Annotated in this window: 15 protein-coding genes; 13 read left to right on the plus strand and 2 right to left on the minus strand. The window is 72.0% G+C overall.

Annotated elements, in window-relative coordinates:
- Window positions 1-91 precede the first annotated feature (91 nt).
- The 4 genes from ettA (at window position 92) to AB0G02_RS04730 (ending at window position 11,651) form a co-directional block, all read left to right on the plus strand.
- The gene (gene ettA, locus AB0G02_RS04715; RefSeq protein WP_360789350.1) at window positions 92-1,768 is read left to right on the plus strand and encodes an energy-dependent translational throttle protein EttA; all 1,677 of its coding nucleotides are present in this window, start codon (window positions 92-94) and stop codon (window positions 1,766-1,768) included.
- A gap of 18 nt (window positions 1,769-1,786) precedes the next feature.
- On the plus strand, window positions 1,787-5,569 hold the full coding sequence (locus AB0G02_RS04720) for a hypothetical protein (RefSeq protein ID WP_360789352.1): 3,783 nt from the start codon (window positions 1,787-1,789) through the stop codon (window positions 5,567-5,569).
- A 196-nt stretch (window positions 5,570-5,765) separates the two neighbouring features.
- Window positions 5,766-10,742, plus strand: a complete 4,977-nt coding sequence (locus AB0G02_RS04725) for an NAD-glutamate dehydrogenase (RefSeq protein ID WP_360789355.1) — start codon at window positions 5,766-5,768, stop codon at window positions 10,740-10,742.
- A gap of 120 nt (window positions 10,743-10,862) precedes the next feature.
- The gene (locus AB0G02_RS04730; protein ID WP_360789358.1) at window positions 10,863-11,651 is read left to right on the plus strand and encodes a hypothetical protein; all 789 of its coding nucleotides are present in this window, start codon (window positions 10,863-10,865) and stop codon (window positions 11,649-11,651) included.
- Between the two features lie 9 nt (window positions 11,652-11,660).
- Here AB0G02_RS04730 and AB0G02_RS04735 read toward each other — a convergent pair whose 3' ends face one another.
- On the minus strand, window positions 11,661-11,867 hold the full coding sequence (locus AB0G02_RS04735) for a hypothetical protein (RefSeq protein WP_360789360.1): 207 nt from the start codon (window positions 11,865-11,867) through the stop codon (window positions 11,661-11,663).
- A 264-nt stretch (window positions 11,868-12,131) separates the two neighbouring features.
- Window positions 12,132-13,691 (minus strand): carbohydrate-binding module family 20 domain-containing protein, encoded by a 1,560-nt coding sequence (locus tag AB0G02_RS04740; protein ID WP_360789363.1) that lies wholly within the window; start codon window positions 13,689-13,691, stop codon window positions 12,132-12,134.
- A 217-nt stretch (window positions 13,692-13,908) separates the two neighbouring features.
- Here AB0G02_RS04740 and AB0G02_RS04745 point away from each other — a divergent pair, with 217 nt between their 5' ends.
- From AB0G02_RS04745 to AB0G02_RS04785, 9 genes are all read left to right on the plus strand, one after another.
- A complete protein-coding gene (locus tag AB0G02_RS04745; RefSeq protein WP_360789365.1) occupies window positions 13,909-15,459 on the plus strand; it encodes a glycoside hydrolase family 13 protein in 1,551 nt (516 codons plus the stop codon).
- Between the two features lie 11 nt (window positions 15,460-15,470).
- Window positions 15,471-16,463 carry a LacI family DNA-binding transcriptional regulator gene (locus AB0G02_RS04750; RefSeq protein WP_360789368.1) on the plus strand — a complete coding sequence of 331 codons (993 nt, stop codon included), beginning with the start codon at window positions 15,471-15,473 and terminating at the stop codon, window positions 16,461-16,463.
- Window positions 16,460-17,377, plus strand: coding sequence for a crosslink repair DNA glycosylase YcaQ family protein (locus tag AB0G02_RS04755; protein ID WP_360789371.1), 918 nt, complete (start codon window positions 16,460-16,462; stop codon window positions 17,375-17,377). The genes AB0G02_RS04750 and AB0G02_RS04755 overlap by 4 nt, the downstream gene beginning before the upstream one ends.
- Window positions 17,378-17,427: 50 nt before the next feature.
- The gene (locus AB0G02_RS04760; protein WP_360789374.1) at window positions 17,428-17,859 is read left to right on the plus strand and encodes a thioesterase family protein; all 432 of its coding nucleotides are present in this window, start codon (window positions 17,428-17,430) and stop codon (window positions 17,857-17,859) included.
- Window positions 17,852-18,478, plus strand: coding sequence for a hypothetical protein (locus tag AB0G02_RS04765; protein WP_360789376.1), 627 nt, complete (start codon window positions 17,852-17,854; stop codon window positions 18,476-18,478). The genes AB0G02_RS04760 and AB0G02_RS04765 overlap by 8 nt, the downstream gene beginning before the upstream one ends.
- An 89-nt stretch (window positions 18,479-18,567) precedes the next feature.
- A complete protein-coding gene (locus AB0G02_RS04770; protein ID WP_360789379.1) occupies window positions 18,568-21,612 on the plus strand; it encodes a BTAD domain-containing putative transcriptional regulator in 3,045 nt (1,014 codons plus the stop codon).
- A gap of 154 nt (window positions 21,613-21,766) precedes the next feature.
- On the plus strand, window positions 21,767-23,236 hold the full coding sequence (locus AB0G02_RS04775) for a glycoside hydrolase family 19 protein (RefSeq protein WP_360789382.1): 1,470 nt from the start codon (window positions 21,767-21,769) through the stop codon (window positions 23,234-23,236).
- Between the two features lie 32 nt (window positions 23,237-23,268).
- Window positions 23,269-24,672, plus strand: coding sequence for a CHAP domain-containing protein (locus AB0G02_RS04780; protein ID WP_360789385.1), 1,404 nt, complete (start codon window positions 23,269-23,271; stop codon window positions 24,670-24,672).
- Window positions 24,673-24,738: 66 nt separating this feature from the next.
- On the plus strand, window positions 24,739-25,167 hold the full coding sequence (locus tag AB0G02_RS04785) for a hypothetical protein (RefSeq protein WP_360789388.1): 429 nt from the start codon (window positions 24,739-24,741) through the stop codon (window positions 25,165-25,167).
- Window positions 25,168-25,213 lie beyond the last annotated feature (46 nt).

Consider the following 25,213-nt stretch of genomic DNA (forward strand, 5'->3'; position numbering starts at 1 on the left):
ACCCACGTTCGCGTTAACTCTGCGTTGTGCCCACGTCCGTTGCCGGCGTCCGAGGTTCGGGCCCGATCGGCACCGCTCTACGATCGCGGGCATGGCCGAGTACGTCTACACCATGAAGAAGGTGCGCAAGGCGCACGGGGACAAAGTCATCCTGGATGACGTCACCATCATGTTCCTCCCCGGTGCGAAGATCGGCGTCGTCGGTCCGAACGGCGCCGGCAAGTCGAGCGTGCTGAAGATCATGGCCGGCCTGGACACACCGGGCAACGGCGAGGCCTTCCTCTCGCCGGGCTACACGGTGGGGATCCTGCAGCAGGAGCCGCCGCTCAACGAGGAGAAGACCGTCCTGGGCAACGTCCAGGAGGGCCTCGGTGAGATCAAGGTCAAGCTCGACCGCTTCAACGAGATCGCCGAGAAGATGGCCGTCGACTACTCCGACGAGCTGATGGAGGAGATGGGTCAGCTCCAGGAGGAGCTGGACCACGCGAACGCGTGGGACCTCGACTCCCAGCTGGAGCAGGCGATGGACGCCCTGCGCTGCCCGCCGCCCGACGCCGACGTCAAGACTTTGTCCGGTGGTGAGCGCCGCCGGGTCGCCCTGTGCAAGCTGCTGCTGAGCAAGCCGGACCTGCTGCTGCTCGACGAGCCCACCAACCACCTGGACGCGGAGAGCGTCCTGTGGCTGGAGCAGCACCTGGCGCAGTACCCGGGCGCGGTCCTGGCCGTCACCCACGACCGGTACTTCCTCGACAACCTCGCTGAGTGGATCCTGGAGCTCGACCGGGGCCGGGCCCACCCGTACGAGGGCAACTACTCCACCTACCTGGAGAAGAAGGCCGAGCGGCTGGCGGTCCAGGGCAAGAAGGACCAGAAGCTGCAGAAGCGGCTCAAGGACGAGCTGGACTGGGTCCGGTCGGGCGCCAAGGCCCGCCAGGCCAAGTCCAAGGCCCGCCTCGGCCGCTACGAGGAGATGGCCGCGGAGGCGGAGAAGACCCGCAAGCTCGACTTCGAAGAGATCCAGATCCCGCCGGGCCCGCGTCTGGGCAGCGTCGTGGTCGAGGTCGACAAGCTCAAGAAGGGCTTCGGGGACCGGGTGCTGATCGACGGCCTGTCGTTCAGCCTGCCCCGCAACGGCATCGTCGGCGTCATCGGTCCGAACGGCGTCGGCAAGACGACGCTGTTCAAGACCATCGTGGGCCTGGAGGAGCCCGACGCGGGCACCGTCCGCATCGGTGAGACGGTGAAGCTGTCCTACGTCGACCAGAACCGCGCGGGCATCGACCCGAAGAAGAACGTGTGGGAGGTCGTCTCCGACGGCCTGGACTACATCCACGTCGGCAACGTCGAGATGCCGTCGCGGGCGTACGTCAGCGCGTTCGGCTTCAAGGGCCCGGACCAGCAGAAGCCGGCGGGCGTGCTCTCCGGTGGTGAGCGCAACCGGCTCAACCTGGCGCTGACGCTCAAGCAGGGTGGCAACCTGATCCTGCTGGACGAGCCGACGAACGACCTGGACGTCGAGACCCTGGGCTCGCTGGAGAACGCGCTGGAGCAGTTCCCCGGCTGCGCCGTGGTCATCTCGCACGACCGGTGGTTCCTCGACCGCGTCGCCACGCACATCCTGGCGTGGGAGGGCACGGACGAGAACCCGTCGCAGTGGTACTGGTTCGAGGGCAACTTCGAGGGCTACGAGAAGAACAAGGTCGAGCGCCTCGGAGCGGAGGCGGCCAGGCCGCACCGCGTCACCTACCGCAAGCTCACTCGGGACTGAGAGCCGGGTACTCACATCGTGGCGGCGAGGGGCGAAGCGCAGGCGGACGTCGAGGTGAGCACGCTGGTCGTGCCCGCCTGGCGGCTGCGTTGGCGGGCACCGGAACTGGCTCTGGTGCTGGGTGAGCGCGCTGTCGCGCTCGCTTCCGCCCGCCGTGACGAGGTCGACCGGTTGCGCGCGGAGACCCTGGTGGTCTTCGCGAGCAACCGCATGGGTCGGGGCGTCCGGGTCGCGGATCGGGCACTGGACGCCCTGAAGGCGGCCGAGGCGGCGTCCGAGCGGGAGACGGCCTGGCGCCTGCGGGTCGAACTGGCCGACAGCGCCAGGTCGGTCGGTGCGCCCCTCACGGGGTTCGCCGCCGTCCGCCCGGTGCTGGAGGCCGAGGACGTCCCGCCGGGCCTGCGGGCCACCGCGCTGGTGCAGGCCGGCGAGTGCCTGGTGTCCGTGGGCCGGGGCCCGGCGCTGTCCGAGGCCATGGACGAAGCGGACCGCCTCTACCAGGCGGATCCGCTGCTGGACCACGACACGACCCTGCTGCACCGCGGTCTGCTCCGCGCGTCCGCCGCGGGCCAGCACCGCCGTTGGGGCGACCTGCGGGCGGCGGTCGCCGCGGCCCGTGAGGGCCTGGACATGGTGGACCGGCTCAAGGAGCCGGACACCGACAACGGCCAGGTTCGGGGCAGGCTGACGGTCGAGTTGGTCTGCGCCCTGCTGGACCTGAACAAGCCGGGTGAGGCGTCGGAGGTCGGGACGCCGCTGCTGGAACGGCCGGTGCGGGCCCCGTCCGCGATGACCGCTGGTTGGCTGCGGCTCGCGCTGGCGACCAGGGTCCACCTGCCCGCCGGCCGGGTCGACCAGGCCCGCGACCTGCTGCGCGACGTCGCGGACAGCGCCGAACGGCACCAGTTGGACACCCTCCTCGCGGAGAGCCTGCTGGCGCTGGCGCACGTCCACGAGGTGTCGGGCGACCTGACCGAGGCACTGGCCGACCTGCGTTCCGCGCACGCCGCCGAGCGCAGGCGGGCGAGGGCCGTCTACGCCGTGCGGGCCAGGCTCGCCGCCGAGTTCTCCGGTGTGCACCGCCAGCCGGCCGGCAGCCTCCACGACGACCTGTCCGCCCTGCTCCGGACCTCAGCCGCCACGACCCCGGCCGCGGCGGCCCCGCCGGACCCGAACCTCGCTCCCGAGGTCAAGCAGCAACTCCGCCAGTGGCGGCCGGTCCAGATGCACCGCACCGAGGGCATCCGGGTGAAGCGCCGCCGTGCGGCGGAGGACATGACGGTGGAGGGCATCTCGGCCGCCAGGGCCCACGCCGCGGACCGCTGGCGCCTGGTCCAACCGTTCGGCGAGACGGAAGGCGACCCCCAACCGCAACCGGGAGGCCGCCGCCGCGCCCCGGAACCGGACGCCGCCCACCCCGAGACCCCCGCCGAGACCCCCGCCGAAGCCCCCACCGAGGCCGCCCCCGCTGAGGCTCGCGCCGACACGCGCCCGGACATGCACTCTGACGCTCGTCCCGAGGCCCGCGCCGACACGGCCTCGGACACCCGCACCGACACGCGCCCGGACACCCGCCCCGACATCCGGTCCGAGGCCGGCGCTGACAGCCGCTCCGAGGACGACACCCCCTCTGAGGTGCGGTCCGAGATCCGACCGGACGTCCGAGCGGACACCCAGCAGCCGACCCGAGCGGACACCCAGCAGCCGACCCGAGCGGACACGCAGCAGCCGATCCCGCAGCCGATTCAGGGACGTCCGAGCCACGCGCGAAGCGTTCACGCCCGCCCGCACACGCTCGGGCAGTTCCCGGACACTGCGGCTGCTGCCGCCGCCGGCAACGCCGCGCAAGGCATCCCCGCCCCGCTCTCAGCGCCGTTCCCACCCCACTCCCGCAGCGCAGCCCACGCCGGTGGCGCGGCCCCCCTGGGCGGTGCGGCGGCTGGCGAGGTGTCTTCCGCCGGCGGTCCCGTTGGTACTGCTGCCGGCAGTGCCGTGTCGGACGTGATTGAGACCCAAGCTCCGGCGGAGACGGCCGGTCGTGCCGCCAGCGCGGACGTCGACGATGCGCCCGGTGACGCGACGCCGGCCGCCTCGACCACTCCGGCGGCGGCTCGTGCGCTTGGCGCGGGCATCAGTGCGGCCTTCGGGGCGGCGCGGCAGGCTTCGGCCGCCGACGGTGGCAGTCATGCCGGTGCCGGTGAGGCCGGTGCCGGCGCGCAGGAGTCGGTGGCGCGATCCGACGACCCTGCGCTTGGTGGCGGGGTCGGGGCTGTCGAGGGCACTGACGGCGACTCGGGTGAGTCCGGTGAGCGGAGTGTGCCTGCGGCCGGGTTGATCGCCGCGGCCGGTGCGGTGCGCAGTGGTCGTCGGCGGGCCGCCCGGGAGGCTGCTGACGACGAGGGTGCGAGCCCGAGCGGCGACTCGGGAGCCGACCAGAGCGTGCTGGACACCTTGAAGGCCGCCGGGCTCCTCGACCCCCAGCGGGCCGGTGGGCGGCGGCGTGCGCCCGACGCTGACGACGACGTGACTGCATCCGAGGCGGAAGCCGTGCCGGGAACCACCGAGCCCAAGCCCACGCTGCCCGCACAACCGCAGCGGCAGCCCCAACCCCAACCTCACGCGCAGTCGGATGCGGAGACGGTGCAGTGGCGGGTTGAAGCACCACCGCGGCTGCGGAACGAAGAGCCCGCCCCGCCGGTCGACATGTTCGACTCCCCGACGATGGTCCAGCCCGTCGTGCGCGACGACGTGCCACCGGTCGGCCTCGGGGCCGCCTTCGTGAAGGGACCGGTCATCCCCACGGCCCGGGTGCCCGAGCCGCCGGACTACCCGATGCCCCCCGTGTCCGACTTCGCGATGACGCTGCCCGGCTTCACGGCCTCGGCTCCCAGGCCCACCCCGGCGTCCGCGCCGATGGCCGAGCCGGTGGTCGAGCCGGTGGGGGAGAGCACGTCCGCGCCGGAGGCGGAGGTGCGGCCGGTCTTCCCGATGGCGGACGTGGACCCGACGGGCTCGAACCCCCCGTTCCCGAACCCGTTCGACGTGGACTCGACGGGTCCGAACCCGCCGCTGCCGGACTCACTGGCGGTGGAGGCCGGGTCGACGCCCGAGCCCGACCAGGTCCCGCCTGCGTCCGTGCCGGACCCGGTGCCATCCGACCCCTCGCCGGACGTCGAAGCCCCGGCGACCGTGCCACCGGTGGAGTTCCCGGCGGAGCCGGTGGAGGTTCCGCCGTCGCTGAAGGTCGCGGCGGAGGTGGAGGTCGAGCCGTCGGTGGAGGGTTCGCCCACGTCCTCGGCGTCGTTCAGCCCCACCGGGTTCCTCGGTGCCGGCGACGTCGAGGCCGACGAGGCACCCGCGACCGGTCCCCGGACCGGCGCTGGGACCGGGCAGACCACCGACCCGGTGGCGGACATCGGGGACGGACCGGCCAAGGACCCCTTCGTCACGGCCGTCGTGGTCGGTGGCAAGACGATCGACCTGCCGGCCATCGTCGTGGAACCGACGCCGCCGCCGGTCTCCGAGTCGCCCAGCGCCACCCGCGCCTCGCGCCGCCACAAGAGCGACCTCAGCCTGGCCGAACTGCTGGCCGAAGCCCTCGTCGCCTACGAGGACGCCCGGCGCGAGGACGAGGCCGCGGGCCGGGTGGACGAGGACACCGTGCCGTTCCCACCCGTCGGGAACCCCACCCCGGAGTCCGACAACGAGACCACGGCCCCCATCCGGCGCGTGGACCCGTCCCCCCGGTTCGACTCGCCCCTTCCGCCGCGGTTCGACACGTGGACACTTCCCGAATCCTGAACCGATTTGAGGTTCTAATAAGGTTTCCCGTGAGTAACAAAGGGGAAAAATAGTAGGTGCAACTGTGAATTCGTCACTTTCCGGCAAGTTGTTCGATTCAGTGCCAGGGTTGCGACGAACGGGTTCGTGCCCGTCTGGTTAAGTGGTGCGCGGACCCGGTACACAGACGTACCGGATAGCGTGGAGTCGCCTGAACATGACCTCGACTGGAGCCCAGTCCCGATCCGAGCACGCCGCCCGCGTCGTCGGCGCGGCTCGCCCGACCAGTCCCGAACAGGCCCGTGACGAATTGATCGAACGGGCCGCCGCCAACGCACCGGAGCTCGCTGACCTCATCCGCCTGTACTACCGCCACGTCCCCGCCGAGGAAGTCAACGACGACGACCCGGTCGACCTGGTGGGCGCGGTCCGCTCGAACTACCGGCTCGCGGAGACGCGGGTGCCCGGTCGCCCGCTGGTGCGCATCCTCAACCCCACCCGCGCGCACGACGGCTGGACGTGCCCGGCCACGGTGGTGCAGGTGGTCACCGACGACATGCCGTACCTGGTCGACTCGGTGGCCTCCGAGCTGACCCGCGGCGGCTTGCAGGTGCAGCGGGTGGTGCACCCGATCGTCGTGGTGCGCCGGGACCTGGTGACGGGCGCTCTGCTGGAGGTCCTGCCGACCGCGGACCCGGCCGAGCCGCCGACCGACGCGCTGGCCGAGTCGTGGATGTACATCGAGGTCGACCTGCTCACCGACCCGGACCGGGCGCGTGAGCTGCAGACGAAGCTGCACACCGTCCTCAACGACGTCCGCGAGGTCGTCGAGGACACCGACAAGATGACCGGCACGGCCCTGCAGCTGGCCGAACGGCTGGAGTCCGACCCGCCGCCGCTGGCCAGGCACGACGTGCAGGACGGCGCGAACCTGCTGCGCTGGCTGGCCGACGACCACTTCACGTTCCTCGGCTACCGCCAGTACGAGCTGGTCCGCGACGACCCGGCGACGGACGGCGAGCCCGCGCTCAGGGCGGTCCTCGCGAGCGGTCTCGGGGTGCTCAGACAGGACAGCCTCGCGGCGCGCAGCCTGACCGCGGGCCCGGACGCGGGCGCGCAGGCACTGTCATCGGAACTGCTGGTCCTGACGCAGGCCAGCGCGCAGTCGAGCGTGCACCGGTCGGTCTACCCCTACTACGTCGGCGTGAAGACCTTCGACGCCGACGGCAACGTCACCGGCGAGCACCGGTTCCTGGGGGTCTTCTCCACCACGGCCCTGCACGAGGACGTGCTGGACATCCCGGCCGTCGAGCGCCGGGTCCGCGACGTCATCCACCGCGCCGGCTTCCCGCTGCACTCGTACTCGGGTCAGCGGATGCTGGAGGTGATCCAGAACTACCCGCGCACCGAGCTGTTCTCGGTCGACACGGACACGCTCTACCAGACCGTCGCGGGCGTGATCGCGCTGGCCGAACGCCGCAGGCTGCGGCTGTTCCTGCGCCGCGACCCGTACGGCCGCTTCTACTCCTGCCTGGTCTACCTGCCGCGCGACCGCTACACGACGACGTCCCGGCTGGCCATGCAGGAAGTGCTGATCGACCAGCTCGGCGGCGTGAACCTGGAGTACAGCGCCCGCGTCGGGGAGTCCGCGCTGGCCCGCGTGCACTTCACCGTGCACACCGAGCCCACCCGCCAGGTCGAGCCGGACACCGCCTACATCCAGCACCTGCTGGCCGAAGCGGTGCGCTCCTGGGACGACCGCATGGTCGAGGCGGTCCTGGAGGAGGAGGGCAGCGGCCCGGCCACCGAGTCGTCGTCGGAGCGGGGCCAGCGGATCGCCGCGGCGTTCCCCGAGGCCTACAAGGAGGACTTCGCCGCGGCCGAGGGCCTGGCGGACTTCCGGCGCATCGAGGCGCTCAACCGGGGCGGCCTGGACCTGGCGTTCTACGTGCCGCGCGACGCCGAGCCGGGTGAGCGGCGGTTCAAGCTGTTCCTGGTGGGCGCCCGGCTGACGCTGTCCGACGTGCTGCCGATGCTGCAGCGCATGGGCGTGGTCGTGGTCGACGAGCGGCCGTACGAGCTGACCCGCGACGACGGCGTGGAGTGCTGGATCTACGACTTCGGCCTGCGCGTCGACCAGGTGACGCTGGACAAGCTGTCCGGCGAGGACCAGGAGTCGATCCGCACCCGCTTCCAGGACGCGTTCGCCGCCTCCTGGCGCGGTGACGCCGAGGTGGACGGCTTCAACACGCTCGTGCTCAAGGCCGGCGTCACGTGGCAGCAGGCCGCGATGCTGCGCGCCTACGCCAAGTACCTGCGCCAAGCGGGCACCCCGTACAGCCAGGACTACATCGAGGACGCCGTCCTCGCGCACACCGAGGTCGCCACGGCCGTGGTGCGGCTGTTCGAGGCGCGGTTCGACCCGGGCCTGTCCGACGAGCAGCGCGCGGGCCGCACCGAGCACCTGGTCGACGAGATCACCTCGATGATCGACGACGTGACCAGCCTCGACGCGGACCGCATCCTGCGCAGCCTGCTCACGTTGGTGCAGGCCACGCTGCGCACGAACTACTTCGTCCGCGACGGCGACGGCAACCCGCGCCCGTACCTGGCGGTGAAGCTGAACCCGCGCGCGATCCCGGACCTGCCGCAACCGCGGCCCCGGTTCGAGATCTTCGTGTACTCGCCGCGGCTGGAGGGCGTGCACCTGCGGTTCGGGCCGGTGGCCCGCGGCGGTCTGCGCTGGTCCGACCGGCGCGAGGACTTCCGCACCGAGATCCTGGGCTTGGTGAAGGCGCAGGCGGTGAAGAACGCGGTGATCGTGCCGGTCGGCGCGAAGGGCGGGTTCGTGCTGAAGAAGCCGCCCGTCCCGACCGGCGACCCGGGCCTGGACCGCGAGGCGCTGCTGGCCGAGGGCATCGCCTGCTACCGGCAGTTCATCTCCGGCCTGCTGGACCTGACCGACAACCTGAGCTCCGGCACGGTCCTGCCCGCGCCGCAGGTCGTCCGCCACGACGGCGACGACACGTACCTGGTGGTCGCGGCGGACAAGGGCACGGCGTCGTTCTCCGACATCGCCAACGAGGTGTCGAAGTCCTACGGCTTCTGGCTCGGTGACGCGTTCGCGTCCGGCGGGTCGGTCGGCTACGACCACAAGGCCATGGGCATCACCGCCAAGGGCGGGTGGGAGAGCGTGAAGCGGCACTTCCGCGAGCTGGGCCTGGACACCCAGGCCGAGGAGTTCACCGTCGTCGGCGTCGGGGACATGTCCGGTGACGTGTTCGGCAACGGCATGCTGCTGTCCGAGCACATCCGGCTGGTGGCGGCATTCGACCACCGGCACGTCTTCATCGACCCGGACCCGAACGCCGCGACGGGCTTCGCCGAGCGCAAGCGGTTGTTCGAGCTGCCCCGCTCGTCGTGGGACGACTACGACCGCTCGCTGATCAGCGAGGGCGGCGGCGTGTGGCCGCGCACGGCGAAGTCGATCCCGGTCAGCGAGCAGGCCCGTCAGGCGCTGGGCCTGCCCGAGGGCGTGGTGAAGCTGTCGCCGCCGGAGCTGATGAAGGCGATCCTGCTCGCGCCGGTCGACCTGCTGTGGAACGGCGGCATCGGCACCTACGTGAAGGCGGCCGTGGAGTCGCACGCCGAGGTCGGGGACAAGGCCAACGACGCCATCCGGGTCAACGGCGCGGACCTGCGGGTCAAGGTCGTCGGTGAGGGCGGCAACCTCGGTCTGACCCAGCGCGGCCGGATCGAGTTCGCCCGCGTCGGCGGACCGGACGGGCGCGGTGGCAAGGTCAACACCGACGCGCTGGACAACTCGGCGGGCGTGGACTGCTCCGACCACGAGGTCAACATCAAGATCCTGCTGGACGAGCTGGCGCGCGAGGGCCACCTCGACCAGGAGCGGCGCAACGAGCTGCTGGGCCAGATGACCGACGAGGTCGGGGAGCTGGTGCTGGCCGACAACTACTCGCAGAACGCCGTGCTCGGCGTCTCCCGCGCGCACGCCGCGCCGATGCTGTCGGTGCACGCGCGCCTGGTCGCGGACCTGGAGCAGCGGGGCGTGCTGGACCGCGCGCTGGAGGCGTTGCCGAGCGCGTCGGAGTTCAAGGCGCTGGAGAAGGCGGGCGACGGCCTCACCTCACCCGAGCTGGCCACGCTGCTCGCGCACGTGAAGCTGGCGCTGAAGGAGGAGGTGCTGGCGAGCGACCTGCCGACGATCGACGTGCTGGCCCGCAGGCTGCCCGACTACTTCCCCAGCGAGCTGCGCGAGCGGTTCGCGGACGCCATCGGCAACCACCCGCTGTCCCGGGAGATCATCTCGACGGTGCTGGTCAACGAGGTCGTGGACGGCGGCGGCGTGTCCTACGCCTTCCGGTTGGCCGAGGAGACCAGCGCTTCCGCGACGGACGCGGTGCGCGCGTACACCGTGGTCACGGCGATCTACGACCTGCCGTCGATCTGGCGGGAGATCCGCGCGCTGGACAACGTCGTGGCGACGCACGTGCAGGACGACATGGTGCTGGAGACCCGTCGCCTGCTCGACCGCGCGTCGCGGTGGCTGCTGACCAACCGGCCCCAGCCGCTCGCGGTCGGCTCCACGATCAGCCGGTTCGCCCCGGTGGTCGCGTCGCTGGCGCCGCGCACGATCGACCTGCTGCAGGGTCACGAGAAGGAGTCCGTGATCGAGCACGTCGAGCGGCTGACGTCGCACGGCGTGCCGGTGGAGCTGGCGCGGCGGATCGCGTCGCTGCTGTTCACCTACGGGCTGCTGGACGTGACGGAGGTCGCTGAGCTGGCCGAGCGCGAGGAGGGCGAGGGCGCGGTCGGGCAGGAGCGGACGCACGAGGAGACCGCGGAGCTGTACTTCGCGTTGTCCGACCACCTGGACGTCGACCGGATGCTCAGCTCGGTGTCGAGCCTGGAACGGCTGAACCGGTGGCACGCGCTGGCCCGCCTGGCGCTGCGGGACGACTTCTACTCGTCGCTGCGGTCGATCACCATCGACGTGCTGCGGTCGGCGGACCCGGGTGACGGCGCGGAGGAGAAGATCGCCGCGTGGGAGCAGGCCAACTCCTCGCGCCTCGGACGGGCGCGGGCCGCGCTGGCCGAGATCAACCGGGTCAGCAAGCTGGACCTCGCGACCTTGTCCGTGGCCGCGCGGCAGGTCCGCAGCATGATCCGCTGACACCCGCCGCCGGGCACCGCGCAACGTCGTGGTGCCCCGGCGGCGGTTCGCGTCGGGAACCCGTATGTGGGAAAGCAACCACTCGACGTGAACAGCGGTGAACCCCTACCGTCAGGTGTCATGAGACGTGCGGCGGCGTTCGTGGCGGCGGTCCTGGTCGTGCTGTTCCTGCCGCACCCGGCGGGTGCGTGGAGCATCGGCGTCAACCGGGTGCAGACCGCCGCCGAGGACGGCGCGCTGGGCGTCGGCTACGGGCCGGGGTGGGTGCTGCTGAGCTACAAGGCGAACGGGCCGATGGTCGGTTACCTGTTCGCCCGCGACTTCCGGTTCGCCGACGGCGTGGTCAAGGGTTCCTTCGACCACATGGACATCCGCGACACCGGCGACTCGTCGGCGGGCAACCCCGAGATCAGCCGCTGGCCGTGGGGCTTCGCGGGCGGCAGCTTCGACGGCTGCGCGTACGCGTACGGCACGCAGAAGTTCGCGATCGAGCGGACCGGCTTCTCGTCCACGAGCTGCGCGAACGGACCCACCGTGCAGGGGTCCAGCAACGACGACGGCAGCATCGACGCGTTGCGGTGGTGGCACAGCGAGCAGGTGTTCTGCACCGCGAACACCATCGACCCGCTGTGCAGCCCGTACGGCGTGTGGAGCGAGAACAAGGGCGGCGGCCTCAAGGTCACCACCGCGACCGCGCCGTGCGCCGCGTACGGCAACATCGGCGCGGCCGCCGCTTACGGCTCCGGCGCCGCCGTCCCGGCTCACCCGCTGGGCACCGTGCCCGCCGGCGCGCAGGTCGACATCCGCTACATCACCAAGGACCGCGGGTGGGCGATGGCCAAGTGGCACGGGCAGTCGCTGGTGGCCGGGATCCACTGGGCGTTCCTGCCGCGCGGCTGCCTCGCCTGAGGCCCGCCGTCAGACCCGGTTGTACTGGAAGTACCAGCCGCCGTCCTGCTGGTAGCAGCCCCAGGCGGGGTAGATCTGGTGGTAGCGGTCCTTGTCGTACTGGCAGGACTCCTGCGTGGGGTAGGGGCCCACGGTGATCCAGTTGGTCGCCTGCGCCGCACCGGGTGCGACGACGACCAGGACGGCTGCGGCGAGCGAGACGAGGGCGACGCGCACGGTTGACCCCTTCAGGACGGCGGTACGGCTGTTCGTCCGGTCATCGTGCTCGGCGGCGCGACCGCGCCACACCGCCGATCGCCGCCATGGTCTAGTCCAATCCGCGTCTCGTGGCGCGCGCCGACCCCCGTTTTTGTCGGTCCCCTCTGGGAGAATGAAGATCAGGGGTCCCCTGGGCGAGGACCCCTGCGCAGGCGTGGTCGAAGCACGGTGGCCGCCGCGCGGAGCGCCCGAACGCTCCGGTGCCCCGCGCGGCGGTCCGGCTCAGTTGCGCCAGGTGTCCGACAGGGTGGCGGGGGCCGTCGCGGTCCGGTTCGTGCCCGACTCCCACGTCACGTTCCCCGACCCGTCCTTCCGGATGTACTTGTACTGGAACGACGTCCCGGCGGGCAGCGACAGGGAGGCCCGCCAGACCGGGTAGGCGGCCGACGACAGCGCCACGGCCTGCGCCGGGTTCCACGCGCCCAGCGAGGCGTGGTCCCCGACGACGAAGATGTCCTGCCCCGGCGACGTCGTCGCGTTCACCGAGAACGACGTCGCACCGACCGGCGTGCCGCCGCCCGTCGCGCCGACGTGCAGCGCCAACGCCTCACCGGCTCCCACTGTGGCGGTGAACTGGCCGTTCGACCCCACGGTGACCGGCACGCACCCGTCCCGCTGCACGTTGCAGTACGACCCGGCCGGCAGGGAGGTCTGGAACGTCCGCGTCAACGCCGAGGACTCCCGGTTGATCGCGACGAACCCCTTGCCGCCCCGCCCGAACGCGATCGCGTCGCCGCCGTTGTCCCACCAGTTGACGACCGACGTGCCGGCCACCGCGTTGCGGAACGCCACCATCGACGAGATCTGCGTCCACCGGTGCTGGCACTTCCACCCGGACGTGTAGCACTCCGACCCCGACGGCGGCCCGGCGTCGTTCGACGAGAACTCGTACCCGGAGTACACGTTCGGTGCTCCGTAGGGCCACGCCAGCATGAAGACGTTCGCCAACGTGTAGGTCGACCCGTCGCGGTAGGTCAGCGTCGACCCGTTGCGCTCGGTGTCCCAGTTGTCCACGAACGAGCGCGCCTGACCGCTCGGCAGGTAGCCCCACGACTGCCCGAACGTGCTGAGGTACGCCAGGTTCTCGTTGTTGAAGATCCGCTTGATGTCGTAGGCGTAGCGGAACTCGTCCACGTCACCCGAACCGGTGTACTCGCCCGGCTGCACGGCCTCACCGGCCCCGTAGATCACCTCGTGCACCCAGAACACGTTCGGGTTGCTCAGCCGCGACTTGATGGCCGACAGGTCGGCCGCCGCCACGTGCTTGGCCGCGTCGATCCGGAACCCGTCCACGCCCAGGGAGATCAGGCGGTTCAGGTACTCCGCGATCCTGCCGCGCACGTAGTCGCTGCCGGTGTTCAGGTCGGACAGGTTGACCAGCTCGCAGTTCTGCACGTTGTCGCGGTTGCGGTAGTCGCTGATCGCCGTGCGGCAGGAGTGGAAGTCCGGGTCGCTGTAGAGGCCCGGGTAGTCGTACTTGGTGTACGACGAGCCGCCGGTGCCGGTGCCCGACCCGGCGCTCATGTGGTTGATCACCGCGTCCGCGATGACCTTGACGCCCGCCGCGTGGCAGGTGGCGACCATGTTCCGGAACGCGGCCTCGTCACCGAGCCGCCCGGCGATGCGGTAGCTGACGGGCTGGTAGGAGGTCCACCACTGCGGACCCTGGATGTGCTCGGTGGCCGGCGACACCTCGACGAACCCGTAGCCCTTGGGCCCCAGGACGGTGGTGCACTCGGTGGCGACCCGCGAGAACGGCCACTGGAACAGGGTGGCGGTCACGTCCTTCGCGGACGGCGGCGTTGCAAAGCTTTGCGGTGCCGCCAAAAGGCTGAACAGCAGTACGGCTATCGCGCACAAGGCGCGGCGACTTGCGGAAACCACGTTGTCTCCTCGGTGGCAGGGATGTGCTCTAGGTCATACCAGCTGCCACACTTGCTGAAAACACTTGCAAAGTATTTCATTGCCCTCCGGCGCGGAACGACCCGGAAGGACCCCCATGACGCAGGACTGGTGGCGCGAGGCCGTCATCTACCAGGTCTACGTGCGCAGCTTCGCCGACTCGGACGGCGACGGCGTCGGTGACCTGCCCGGCATCCGCTCCCGGCTGCCCTACCTGGCCGACCTCGGCGTGGACGCGGTGTGGATCACGCCGTTCTACGAGTCCCCGATGGCCGACGGCGGCTACGACGTCGCGGACTACCGCACCGTCGACCCGCTGTTCGGTTCCAACGACGACGCCCAGGCGCTCGTCGACGACGCGCACCGGCTCGGCATCCGGGTGATCGTGGACCTGGTCCCGAACCACACCAGCGACCGCCACCGGTGGTTCCGGCAGGCGCTCGCCGCCGCGCCGGACTCCCCGGAACGCGCCCGCTACCACTTCCGCGACGGCCACGGCGACCAGCCGCCGAACGACTGGGAGTCCGTCTTCGGCGGTCCGGCGTGGACCAGGACCGCCGACGGCCAGTGGTACCTGCACCTGTTCGCGCCCGAGCAGCCGGACCTGAACTGGGACCGGCCGGAGGTGCGCGACGAGTTCCTGGACGTGCTGCGCTTCTGGCTGGACCTGGGCGTGGACGGCTTCCGCATCGACGTCGCGCACGGCATGGTCAAGGCCGACGGCCTGCCCGACGTGGGCACGCCCGGCCACCTCAAGCTGCTGGGCACCGAGGCGCTGCCGTTCTTCGACCAGGACGGCGTGCACGAGATCTACCGCGACTGGCGCAAGGTGCTCGACTCCTACCCGGGCGACCGGATCGGCGTGGCCGAGGCGTGGACGCCCAGCCCCGAGCGCACCGCCCGCTACCTGCGCGCGGACGAGCTGCACCAGGCGTTCAACTTCCACTACCTGACCGCCGGGTGGGACGCCGCCGAGCTCAAGCGGGTCGTCGACGACTCGCTCGCCGCGATGGCGCCGGTGGCCGCGCCGACGACGTGGGTGCTGTCCAACCACGACGTGCAGCGGCACGTGACCCGGTACGGCAGCATGGCCCGGGCGCGCGCCGCCGCGCTGCTGATGCTGGCGCTGCCCGGCAGCGCGTACGTGTACCAGGGCGAGGAGCTGGGCCTGCCCGAGGTGCTCGACCTGCCCGAGGACGTGCTCCAGGACCCGGTGTGGGAGCGGTCCGGCCGCACCGACCGCGGTCGCGACGGCTGCCGCGTGCCGATCCCGTGGACGCCGGACGGCCCGTCGTTCGGCTTCGGGGACGGCGGTGCGTGGCTGCCGCAGCCGGCGGACTGGGCGGGGTTGAGCGTCGCGAGCCAGATCGGTGACCCGAACTCGGTGCTGGAGCTGTACCGCAGCGCGCTGCGCGTGCGTCGTGAGCACCCGGACCTCGGCGCGGGCTCCGAGGTGGAGTGGCTGGACGTGCCCGGGGGCGTGCTGGCCTTCCGGCGCGGGGCGTTCACCTGCGTGGTGAACTTCGGCCCGGACGTGGTGCGGCTGCCCGCCGACGGCCGGGTGGTGCTCGCCTCGGGCGGGTGCGCGACCGAAGACGCGGACGTCCTCGTGCCGGCGGACACGACCGTGTGGCTCTCGCGCCCGTAGAGTCACCCGGTGTGACAGCGCGGCTCAGTGACATCGCGACCCAGGCAGGCGTGAGCGAGGCGACGGTCAGCCGGGTGGTCAACGGCAAGCCAGGCGTCTCCGCCGCCACCAGGCAGGCCGTGGTCGCCGCGATGGACGTCCTCGGCTACGAGCGCCCCGCCAGGCTCAGGCAGCGCAGCGCCGGGTTGATCGGGTTGATCACCCCCGAGTTGAACAACCCGATCTTCCCGGCGTTCGCGCAGGTCATCGAGCAGGTGCTGACCAGGGACGGCTACACGCCCGTGCTGTGCACGCAGACGCCCGGCGGCTCCACCGAGGACCAGTTGACCGAGATGCTGGTCGACCGGGGCGTCACCGGGATGGTCTTCGTGTCCGGCCTGCACGCCGACACGACCGCCGACAAGGACCGGTACGTCAAGCTCGCCGGGCGGGGCGTGCCGTTCGTGATGGTCAACGGCTACACCGACCAGGTGTCCGCGCCGTTCGTGTCGGTGGACAACCGGGTGGCCGTCCGGCTCGCCGTCACGCACCTGGTGGAGCTGGGGCACGAGCGGATCGGCCTGGCCGTGGGCCCGCCGCGGTTCGTGCCCGCGCAGCGCATGGTGGAGGGCTTCACGCTGGTCCGCCCGCAGGCCGCCGACCTGGTCGAGCACTCCCTGTTCACGGTCGAGGGCGGCCAGGCGGCGGCCAACGCCCTGCTGGACCGCGGCTGCACGGCGATCGTGTGCGGCAGCGATCTGATGGCGTTCGGCGCGATCCGCGCGGCCCGCCACCGAGGACTGGACGTGCCGCGCGACGTCTCCGTCGTCGGCTTCGACGACTCGCCGCTGATCGTGTTCGCGGACCCGCCGCTGACCACGATCCGCCAGCCGGTCGAGGCGATGGGGCAGGCGGCCGTGCACGCGCTGCTGGAGGAGATCGGCGGCACCCCGGCGCCGCACGCCGAGTTCGTGTTCCAGCCGGAGCTGGTGGTGCGCGGCTCGACCGGCGCCCGACCCCGATGACCCGACTGGCGGAACGGATGCGGGCCCAACGGCTCTCGCACCCCGCCGCCGACCTCGCGGACCTATTCGGCTCCGTCTTCGCCCTGCAAGCGCAGGACGTCCCGGCGGCACGGCTCGCGGCGCGCGCCAGGGGAGTGCGGTCCCTCGACGGCCCCGTGGTGCGCACGTGGGCGATGCGCGGCACCCTGCACCTGCTCCACGAGGACGACCTGTGGGTCGTGCCCCTCCTGGGCCCCACGTTCATCGCCGCCGGACGACGTCGCCGCGACCAGCTCGGCCTCACCGACGAGCTGTGCGCACGCGCGCTGCCGGCGCTGCGGGAAGTCCTGACCGAGCCGCTGGAACGCGCCGAACTCGTGCGCCGCCTGGCCGAGGTCGGCATCGCGCTCGACCCGGGCACGCAGGCCCCGGCGCACCTGCTGGCCTTCGCCGCCCACTCCGGCGTGCTGTCCCGCGGGCTGGACGACACCTACCGCCTGCTGGACATCACCTGCGAGCCGAAGGGCGTGGACGAGCTGTGGCGGCGCTACCGGCGTGCCTACGGCCCCGCGACGCCGGACGACTTCGCCGCGTGGAGCGGCCTGCCCAAGCGCCTGCTCAAGGACCTGCCCGAGGTCATCGGCGCACCCGCCGAGCCGGACGGCACCGTCCGGATGCTCGGCCACTTCGACCCCTACCTGCTCGGCTACCGCGACCGCTCCGCCGCGCTGGCGCCCGAGCACGCGCCGCTCGTGCAGACCGGCGGCGGTTTCCTCACCCCGTACGTCGTGGTGGACGGCCGCGTGGTCGCCGTGTGGCGGCGCGAGGGCGCGCGGATCGCCGTGCACCCGTTCGGTGATCGTCCCGACCTCGCCGCGGAGGTCGTCGACCTGGGCCGATTCCTCGACGTGGACGCGCGCTTAACCTGGGTGTAGCACGTGGATAAGGTCACTTCCACGCATCGACACCGGGAGGCGCGTTCAACTTGGGTGTGTTCGTCACGGGTGTGCGCCCGCGCTGGTCGGACATGGACGCGTTCGGCCACGTCAACCACGCCAACACGGTGACCCTGCTGGAAGAGGCGCGCATCGACCTGCTGTTCACCGAGGCCGCCCGCCACGGGGTGCCGGAGATGGCCCAGGGCATGGTGGTGGCCAGGCTCGTGGTGGACTACCTCGCGCCGCTGGTGTTCACCGGTGACGAGATCAGGGTGGAGATGTCGGTGCGGGAGCTGAAGTCGGCGTCCTTCACCCTCGACTACTCGGTCCGCGGCAGCCGCCAGGAGGGCAGCGCGGTCGTCACGACGGCCGAGACCCTCATGGTCCCCTACAACCTGACGGCCGGACGCCCGCGCCGTCTCCTCGAAGCCGAGCGCGACTTCCTCGCCGGCTGGCGTGCCGGAGGTAATGGTGCCTGAGTTGGTCTTCGCGGATCCCGCCGAGCGGGACGACCTCGGCGCGTTCGTCGCCCGTGCCGTTCGCCTGGACGCCCAGTCGGTGGTGCGGCTGCGCAACCGCGCGTCCGGCGACCTGGTCGACGCGTGGGTGGCCACCCCGTTCGACACCCTGGCCACCCGGACCGTGGCCGGGAAGCTGACGCCGGGCGACGTGACCGTGTCGGGCAGCGACCTGCTCACCGGCCTGGCCGTGGTGCGCAGCGAGACCGTCGACCCCGGTCCGGCGAAGGACATGATGTGGCGCTCGGCGCTGCCGCCGTCGGCGGGCTGGCTGCCGGTGGACCGGCTGCCCGGCAGCGTCGTGTCGGAGCTGGCGGAGAAGGGCGTGGAGGTGGCGCGGGAGAACGCGGGCCCGCGCGGCACGCCGCCCGCCTCGCTGCTGGACCAGACCGTGATCACGGTGAGCGGTTCGGGCCTGGACGTGAAGGTGCCGATGCGGTGCCTGTTCGCCTTGTCCGGCATGGGTTTCCTGGGCGGTGACGACGTGCGCATCACGGCTACCGACTCGTGGCTGCGCATCGACGCCCGCTTCGGCGCGGTGGTCCGCCGCCGCCACTCCATGCTGCCCCTGCTGGTCTGACCCGGGTGGTCTGACCTCGTCACTCGACCGGGTATTCATTCGCCTCCGCCGGTTACTGTGGGTTGGTTGCCGCAGTACGGGGGGTATGGGTGGAGTTCAAGGTTCTGGGACCGGTCGAGGCCTGGGTGGGAGGCAGACCGGTGGCGGTCGGCGGGCCGAAGCCCAAGACGCTGCTGGCGTTGCTGGCGATCCACGCGGGCCGGGTCGTGTCGCTCGACCAGCTGGTGGACGCGATGTGGGGGGAGCAGCCGCCGGACCAGTCGCGGTCCGCGATCTACACGTACGTGTCGTCGCTGCGCCGGGAGCTGGGCGACGCGCTGTCCCGCTCCGGCGGCGGGTACCTGCTGACCGCCGACCTCGACGAGGTGGACCTGCACGTGTTCACCACCGAGGTCACCGAGGGCCGCAAGGCGCTGGCCGACGGCGACGTCGAAGGCGCGGCGGTGCGGTTCGCGACCGCCCTGGGCGTGTGGCGCGGCATCCCGCTGGGCGGCGCGCAGGGTGCCTGGGCCGAGGGCGAGCGCTCGCGGTTGGAGGAGATGCGCCTCGGCGCGCTGGAGGACCGGTTCGACGCCGAGCTCGCCGTCGGGCGCGGCGAGTCGCTGGTGGCCGAGCTGAGCGCGGCCGTGGCCGAGAACCCGCTGCGGGAGCGGCTGCGCGGCCAGCTCATGCTGGCCCTGAACCAGACCGGGCGGCAGGCGGACGCCCTCGCCTGCTACCAGGACGGCCGGCGCGTCCTGCTCGACGAGCTGGGCATCGAGCCCGGACCGGCGCTGCGGGCGACCCACGAGCGCATCCTCCGCGGCGACGCGGACGTGAAGCCGGCCGGCGCGGCGCCCACCGCCACCGCGCTGACGCCCAGCCAGCTGCCGCTCGACATCGGCGACTTCACCGGCCGCGTCGCCGAGCAGGAACGCCTGGTGGCGCGGTTGACCGAGGACACCGGCGCGGTGCGGGTGTGCGCGATCTCCGGTCAGCCGGGCGCGGGCAAGTCCACGTTGGCCGCGCACGTCGCCCACGTGGTGCGCGATCACTTCACCGACGGCCAGCTCTACGCGAACCTGCGCGGCGTGCAGGCCGTTCCCGCCGACCCGTTCGAGGTGCTGGCGGGATTCCTGCGGGCCCTCGGCGTCGTCGACACCGCCATCCCCGTCGAGCTGGAGGAGCGCGCCCAGCTCTACCGCACCCTCATAGCCGACCGGCGGGTGCTGGTCGTGCTGGACGACGCCCGCGACGAGCGCCAGCTCCGCCCGCTGCTGCCCGGCGGCGCGATGTGCGCCCTGCTGGTCAGCAGCCGGGAACGCCTGAGCGCGCTCAGCGGTGCGGCACAGCTGCACCTGCGAGTGCTGAACGACGACGAGGCCGTGGAGCTGCTGGACCGCGTGGTCGGTGACGAGCGGGTGCCCGCCGAGCCCGACGCCGCCCGGGAGATCGTCCGGTTGTGCGGTCGCCTCCCGCTGGCGTTGCGCATCGCGGGCGCCAGGCTCGCCGCCCGCCCGCAGTGGAAGCTGTCGCGGCTGGCCGAGCGACTGGGCGTGCAGCGACGCGTGCTCCAGGAGCTGACCCTGGGCGACCTGGAGGTGCGCGGCAGCCTCGCGCTGAGCTACGACGGCCTGGGCGAGCGGGAGCGCACGGCGATCCGCCGCCTCGGGCTGCTCGACGTGTCGACCTTCGGCGGCTGGCTGCTCGCGCCGCTGCTCGACTGCGACCCGCACGAGGCCGAGGAGGTCGTGGAACGGCTCGTCGACTCGCAACTGCTCGACATCGCGACCACCGATGACGGCGCCGCCCTGCGCTACCGGGTGCACGACCTGACCCGGGCGTTCGCGCGCGAGCGCGGTGAGGCCGAGGAGTCGCCGGAGGAGGCGAGGGCGGCTTGCGCGCGTGCCGCCGAGGCGTGGCTGTCGCTGGTGGAGCTGGCCAGCAGCCGGATGTCGCACGCGACGTTCGGCGGCACGCCGGTCGAGCTCGACCCCCGCTACTTCGACGAGGCCGTGGCGGACGACGTGACCGCCGACCCGGAGGGGTGGTTCGACGCCGAGCAGGCCGGTCTGGTCAGCGTGGTGGACCGGGTGTCCGAGTTGGACCTGGCCGACGTGGCCACCCGCCTGGCCGCCGCGCTGTGCTCGTCCCGGTTCTCGGTGCGCAACCTGTTCGGCCAGTGGCGGCGGACCCACTCGTCGGCCCTGGGAGCGGCGCGGCGCACGGGCGACCGGGCCGGCGAGGCGCGGCTGTTGTCCGGCCTGGGCTGGCTGGCCTACGAGCAGGACCGCTTCGACGAGGCCGCGTCGTACTACGGGCAGGCGCTGGACGCGTTCCGGGAGGGGCGCGACGAGCTGGGCGAGGCGGCGACGCGGCTGTCGCTGAGCACCGTGCTGCGCGAGCGCGGCGAGCTGGTCGAGGCCGTCGAGGCGCTGGACGGGGCGCTGCCCGTGCTGCGGTCCCACGGCGAGCGCGGCCTCGTCGCGCAGGCCCTGCACGGCCTGGGACGGGTGCTGACCGAGCGGGGCGAGCTGGACCGGGCGTTGGAGCAGTGCGTGCGGGCGCTGGACTCCTACCGGGAGCTGGACGACCGGCGCAGCGAGGCCATCGTGCTGCGCTCGGTGGGCATCGTGCACCGGGCCGCCGGTCGCTGGGGCGAGGCCGCCGAGCTCTGCGCCGAGGCGGTGCACGTGCTGCGCGCCCTGGGCGACCGCCTGATGTCGGCGTACGCCGTGCAGGCGCTGGCCAAGGCCCGCATCCGCCAGGGCCGCGGCGACGCGGTCCGCAGCGACCTGCTCGAGTGCCTGACCACGTGCGGCGAGATGCAGGACGGGTTCGGGCAGGCGCTCGTCCTGCGCACCCTCGGCGAGCTGGAGCTCGCCGCCGGTCGGCCGGACATGGCCCGCCGCTACCTGGACCAGGCGCTGCACCGGTGGGAGGCCCTGGCCCTGCCGGTGTGGCGGGCCAGGACGCTGCGCGACCTGTCCACCGCGCTCACCGCCCTCGACGAGCCCGCCGCGGCGGACGAGGCGTGGGCCGAAGCGTTGGAGATCTTCACCTCGCACGGCAGCCGCGAAGCGCGCGAACCACGACCGTCGACCGCCACCATGCCGCGCCGAGTGTCGTGGTCGGAAGCCGCGAAGGTCTCCTGACCAGCGGAAACCAAGGGCTGGGGGTCACGTGCCCCCAGCCCTTTCGCATGTCCGCAGCGACCTCAAAACGATCTCAAAACGTGCTTTGAGCTTTCTCGGAGAACCCGGCGACAAGGTTGTGCCAACACCGAGCGCCAACCGAGGAGCAACCGAGATGAAGGTCTTCACCGGCAGGAACGCCACCCGCGTCGCCGCCGCCACCGTCGCCGCCGGCCTGCTGACCGCGGGCCTGTCCGCGGCGGTGTCCACCACCGTCGCCCGAGCGGCCGAGCTGCCCGCGGGGTCCAGCCGCGTCGGGGTGCTGTCGACCAACGGTGATCTGCACGTCAAGGAGGGCAACCTCCAGTCGTCCTGGGTCATGGGCGTGGCGAGCGGGATCAACCGGTTCGAGGTGGCGGGCGACCGCGTCGGCGTGCTGGATACCGGCGGCAAGTTGTGGGTGAAGGAGGGGAACCTCTGGACCGGCTGGTCCGAGCTGGCCGAGGGGGTGAAGGACTTCCGCCTCGCCGGGAACCGCATCGGCATCGTCCGCACCGACGGCACGGTCGCGGTGAAGGACGGCGGTCTCCAAGCCGGCTGGTCCGAACAGGGCAACGGCCTGCGGGAGGTGGAGATCACGCCCGACCGCGTCGGCGTCCTGGGCAACGACGGCGTGGTCAGCGTCAAGGAGGGCGGTCTCGACGCCGGGTGGGTGCCGCAGGTCGGCGGGGTCGCGGACCTGGAGCTGTCCGGTGACCGCATCGGCGTGCTGCGCACCGACGGCACGGTGGCGGTGAAGGAGTCGAACCTCTGGTCCAACTGGGTCGAGCAGACCAACGGCGTCGTCGACCTGGAGCTGTCCGGCAGCCTCATCGGCGTCGTGCGGAGCGACGGGCTGGCGACGGTGAAGGAGGGCAACCTCTACTCGGGCTGGGTGAACCAGCTCGGTGACGCCAAGGACATCGAGATCTCCGGCGACCGCATCGGCGTGCTGCGGACCAACGGGACCGCGGTCGTGAAGGACGGCGGCGTCTACGGCGCCTGGGTCGAGCAGACCGGCGGCGTGAAGCAGCTGCGCCTGGCCACCGCGACGCCCGGTTCCGCGGCGGGCCACGTGACGATCGCGGACATCACCGCCATCTACGGCTCCGTGTACGCCACGGACACCGTCGCGGCCGGACTGCCCGGCCTCAACGAGGTCATGGCGCAGAAGGGCATCACCACGCCGACCCGCAAGGCCGCGTTCCTGGCGACCCTCAAGCACGAGAGCGGCTTCCGCTTCAACGCCGGCGAGGCGGGCAGCACCGCGACCTACCGCGGCCGCGGCTTCATCCAGCTGACCGGGCAGTACAACTACCAGTCCGCCGGCGCGAGCCTGGGCCACGACTTCCTGAACAACCCGTCCGACGCCGCCTCGCTCCAGTGGAGCGCCAGGGTCGCCGGCTGGTACTGGACGGTCGCCCGCAACATCAACGCCGCCGCGGACGCCTACGACATGGGCGCGGTCGGCCGCGCGATCGGCTACTCGTACGCGCTCGACCCGACCGAGTCGAACAACCGCTGCGCCTCGTACAAGCGCGCGCTCGCCTACTTCAACGGCGGCAGCCTCCCGGTCCCGGAAGCCTCCATCAACTGCGCCCGCTGACCCTGCCCGAGAACCCCGAGAGGAACACCACCATGTCGATCAAGACGACCGTGCGCCGCACCCTGACGACCGCCCTGGCCGCCGCCGTGCTCGCCCCCGTCCTCACCCTGCTCTCCGCCGGCTCCGCCCTCGCGGACACCCGCACGGACATCCGCGACCTGGCCAGATCGAACCTCGGCAAGCAGACCTGCAGCACCAACAGCCTCGGCGGCGTGGGCTACATGGACTCCTGCCGCATGCAGCACGCCTGGTGCGCGGACTTCGCCCGCTGGGTGTGGGGCATGGCGGGCCTCGACACCGACCGCCTGAACGCCGGCGCGGGCAGCTTCTACCTCTACGGAGCCAACAAGGGCACCCTGCACACCGACACCGGCTACGTCCCGCAGGCCGGCGACGCGGTGGTGCTGAACTACCAGGGCAACGGCTACGCCGACCACGTCTCCATCGTGGACTCGGTCGCCGCCACCTCGATGACCACGATCAACGGCAACTTCGGCGGCTCCGGCCCCACCACCTCGTCGGTGCAGTACGCCACCGGTGGCAACCGGGTCGGCCAGTACATCGCGGGCCAGCGGGTCTCCGCGTTCGTCAGCCCGTCCGGCGTCGGCACCACCCCGGTCCTGAGCAAGCGCCTGGGCTTCCTCGGCGGCGGCGGCGCCGTGATCGGCAAGCAGGGCGAGCTGGACGCCGGGTGGACCACCGTGCACGGCGGCGGCATCGTGAAGGCGAAGTTCGACGGCGACATGGTCGGCGTCGTGGACGCGGCGGGCACCCTGTACGTCAAGCAGGGCGACATGCAGCAGGGGTGGTTCCCCCAGATCGGCGGCGTGAAGGACTTCGCGCTGGAGTCCGGCGCCGGCCGCATCGGCGTGCTGCGCAACGACGGCACGGTGGTGGTGAAGGAGGGCGGCCTCCAGGGTTCGTGGGTCGAGCAGACCAACGGCATCGCCGAGCTGGCGCTGTCGGGTGACTGGATCGGTGTCGTGTCCACCACCGGCACGGTGACGGTCAAGCAGGGCAACCTGTACGCCGGGTGGACCACCCAGCTCGGCAACGCCAAGCACCTCGAGCTGGACGCGGCGGCCGGTCGGATCGGCGTGCTGCGCAACGACGGCTCGGTCGTGGTCAAGGACGGCGGCCTGTACGGCACGGACTGGGTCGAGCAGACCAGCGGTGTGGCCGACTTCGAGCTGTCGGGCACCTGGATCGGCGTGGTCTCCACCGGTGGCGTCGCGTCGGTCAAGGAAGGCGGCCTGCGGGGCGGCTGGACCAACCAGCTGGCGGGCGTCAAGGACATCGAGATCGACGCCCCGTCCGGTCGACTCGGGTTCCTCCGGACCGACAACACCCTCGTGGCCAAGGACGGCGGCCTGTACGGCACCACGTGGCACGAGGTGACCAACGGCGTGACCACGTTCGACGTGACCAGCTACTGACCCAACGACCCTCGGGCCCCCGACCACACCGGTCGGGGGCCTGTCGGCCATCCGACGGGAGCCGCTGTGGTCCAGCCGATCACGAGGGCCGAGGTCCTCAGACGCGCCGCCTGCTGGGTGGGCGTGCCGTACAGCCAGACCGCCTTCCACGTCGACGGCTACGGCACCTACCGCACCGACTGCTCGGGCTTCGTGTCGATGGCGTTCGGGCTGCCCGACGTGCCGCACGGCGGGCTCAACACGGTGGACCTGGTCGCGGTGAGCACGCCGATCGGCAAGGACGAGCTGCTGCCGGCCGACGTGCTGATCGACCCCGTCGGTGACCGGACCACCCGGCACGTGGTGCTGTTCGAGGGGTGGGCGAACCCGCGGCGCACGCACTACGTGGGGCACGAGCAGTGCAGCGGGCTCGGCACGGTCCGCCGCACGCTCGTCTACCCCTATGACACCCGGCCGCGCGGCTTCCGGCCCTACCGGCTCGACCACGTCGTCTGACCGGCCTCACCGGACCGCGCCGCTGCCCCCGCCGGCGTGAGGCGGG

Source organism: Actinosynnema sp. NPDC023658, assembly GCF_040639995.1.
Taxonomy (GTDB): domain Bacteria; phylum Actinomycetota; class Actinomycetes; order Mycobacteriales; family Pseudonocardiaceae; genus Actinosynnema.